Source organism: Pricia sp., from assembly GCF_041745955.1.
Taxonomy (GTDB): Bacteria; Bacteroidota; Bacteroidia; order Flavobacteriales; family Flavobacteriaceae; genus Pricia.
The window spans coordinates 1-2,263 of sequence record NZ_JBGTHY010000245.1; the positions used below are offsets into that span (position 1 = coordinate 1).

The 2,263-nt window shown below is 47.2% G+C and carries 4 protein-coding genes; 1 reads left to right on the forward strand and 3 read right to left on the reverse strand.

The window, feature by feature from the left end; translation table 11 throughout:
* Nucleotides 1–362: enolase C-terminal domain-like protein (locus ACEW8S_RS08825; RefSeq protein ID WP_373517790.1), on the forward strand; the 362-nt coding region annotated here is incomplete at its 5' end.
* Between the two features lie 130 nt (nucleotides 363–492).
* Here the strand turns inward: ACEW8S_RS08825 and ACEW8S_RS08830 are convergent.
* From ACEW8S_RS08830 to ACEW8S_RS08840, 3 genes are all read right to left on the reverse strand, one after another.
* Nucleotides 493–1,218, reverse strand: a complete 726-nt coding sequence (locus ACEW8S_RS08830; protein WP_373517791.1) for an MIP/aquaporin family protein — start codon at nucleotides 1,216–1,218, stop codon at nucleotides 493–495.
* Between the two features lie 229 nt (nucleotides 1,219–1,447).
* On the reverse strand, nucleotides 1,448–1,906 hold the full coding sequence (locus tag ACEW8S_RS08835; protein WP_373517792.1) for a DUF1569 domain-containing protein: 459 nt from the start codon (nucleotides 1,904–1,906) through the stop codon (nucleotides 1,448–1,450).
* A gap of 210 nt (nucleotides 1,907–2,116) precedes the next feature.
* Nucleotides 2,117–2,263: aminotransferase class I/II-fold pyridoxal phosphate-dependent enzyme (locus tag ACEW8S_RS08840; protein ID WP_373517793.1), on the reverse strand; the 147-nt coding region annotated here is incomplete at its 5' end.

Consider the following 2,263-nt stretch of genomic DNA (forward strand, 5'->3'; position numbering starts at 1 on the left):
TGGAAGCGGGTGCCGTCGATATCATCATGCCCGACCTACAAAAAGCGGGAGGGCTGGGGGAGGCCCAACGCATCGCCAATTTGGCCAATCTATATTATGTGCCCTTTGCGCCGCACATGGTGGCATCGTATCTCGGGGCCATGGCGTCGTGCCATGTATGTGCCTCGGTACCCAATTTTATGATTTTGGAATGGCAAATCTATTTCCACAAAGACCCTATGTTCAAGGAAATCGTAACCTTTGACGGCCCGATGGTCGAAAACGGATTTATAAGCCTATCGGAAAAACCGGGAATCGGGGTCGAAATTAACGAGGAAGGGATGAAAAAATACGCGGTAAAGGATGTACCTTTTTTTGTGTAAAGAAATCCCAATACGACCAAGGACCTCTTTTTGCCATCGGATGTCGCCCCTTGAATTTGAGTTTAAAACTTCCCAAAGCATGAGTTTGAGTTTGAACCTTCCTACGGCAGGCAGTCTTGCGATCGATACTTCAAACCCCTATCCACATATATACCATAGCCGCCAAAACTCCTCCAATTAAGGGGCCGACGATAGGTACCCAGGCATAGCCCCAATCACTGCTGCCTTTTCCTTTTAAAGGAAGGATGGCATGCATTATCCGGGGGCCGAGATCCCGAGCAGGGTTGATGGCATAACCGGTAGGGCCACCGAGTCCGAAACCGATGCCCATCACCAAAAGTGCAACCGGTAAGGCGTCTAGGGCGCCCAGTTTGATAGGTTCGTCCGAAACGGTGCCACCAGCGATGTAGAACACGCCGAATACCAAGGCAAAAGTGCCGATAATCTCGGTAACCAAGTTCCAAAACGGACTGCGAATAGCCGGAGCGGTCGAAAAAGTGGCCAATAAGGCCCCTTGGTCTTCCGTGGCATCATACTGTTTTTTATAGGTCAACCAAACCAGAAGATTCCCCATCATGGCTCCCAAGACCTGGGCCACCGTATAGCCGGGAACGTGCTCCCAACCGAATTTTCCGGCGGTGGCAAGCCCTATCGTAACGGCCGGATTCAGATGTGCCCCACTGATGTCGGCACTTACGAAAACTCCGATGAATACGGCGATACCCCAGGCAAGGGCAATCCCTGTCCAACCCGCATCTGCACCTTTTGTGCCTTTGAGCACGATGTTGGCGACGATACCGTTGCCGATAAGGATCAGCATGGCGGTTCCGATAAACTCGAAGATGTACGTGGTCATGTCGTTGATTGTTTAGAGGTTGAAAGATAGAAAATTATAAACAACTTTAATACAAATTTGAGTTTTGCGCGTTTACCAAGGTGTATTTCTGTCTGCCGTAAACAAGGATTTAATCGTAAAAGAGAACTACAAGGGGCGAACTCCGGAAGCTTCATTTACAGTCCGCCGGGAAGTTTTAACCGTAGAAGAGAGCAATTGGGGCTTACGATGAAGTAACCTTTTAAATAATTCACACGCCAAATTGCCGTAAGTGATGGTCGAGATGTTTGGAGAAGAGCGTATTCCATTCTTTGTCCGTTAAGGCACCAAAGGCGTGGGATTCCTTGTTGTTAAAATGTGACGGGCCCAACTTTTGGGTCTTTTCGATATGCTCGATCAAGCGCTTTTTTTCGGTTTCGAAATTCCTCTCGTCGGTGATTAAGAACACCGGTGCGGTTCGAAGGTTCCTTTTGTAGGGTTTTGGACCCACGACTATTTTTTTGGCAAAAAGCTTGACCAGAAATTTCTGAAGACCTTTGGGTTTGGGATGTTTGTCAGTATACGTCAGTTCGTAGGCTACGTTGCAGTGTGCCAGCATTTCCGATACGTTCATTTTGCCCCATTGGGGCTGCGTTTCCGGGGTCAGGGCATTGATTCGGCCAATGGTTTCTTGGGCCTCTTTTTCGTTGAAAAGGTTTTTCCAGGTCATGATGGTGGTTGTTAGAGGATGTTATGGGATAAAATTAATACAGGATTTGTGTCGAACAGAATAAAAATTCCGTATAGTAATTAATAACTGCAATATACTAAAGTTGAGATACGTATGGATTATATATTTATCATTTCATTATCGTCCAATAAAAAACCCGTTGCCATGATGGCGACGGGTTTTTTATTGGATGTGGTATATCGAATGAGTTTATAAGACCTCCTTGATCCGTTTGACAGCTTCCTTCAGTTCCCCTTCCGAAGCGGCATACGAAATCCGAATACAGTTCGGGTTTCCGAAGGCTTCACCAGTGACGGTGGCCACATTGGCATGCTCCAGGAGATATAGGGCAAAGTC

What these genes read in the sequence shown, in the direction of transcription:
- ACEW8S_RS08830 (WP_373517791.1), bottom strand. Translation starts at nt 1,218, where the DNA reads ATGACCACGTACATCTTCGAGTTTATCGGAACCGCCATGCTGATCCTT.
- ACEW8S_RS08835 (WP_373517792.1), bottom strand. Translation starts at nt 1,906, where the DNA reads ATGACCTGGAAAAACCTTTTCAACGAAAAAGAGGCCCAAGAAACCATT.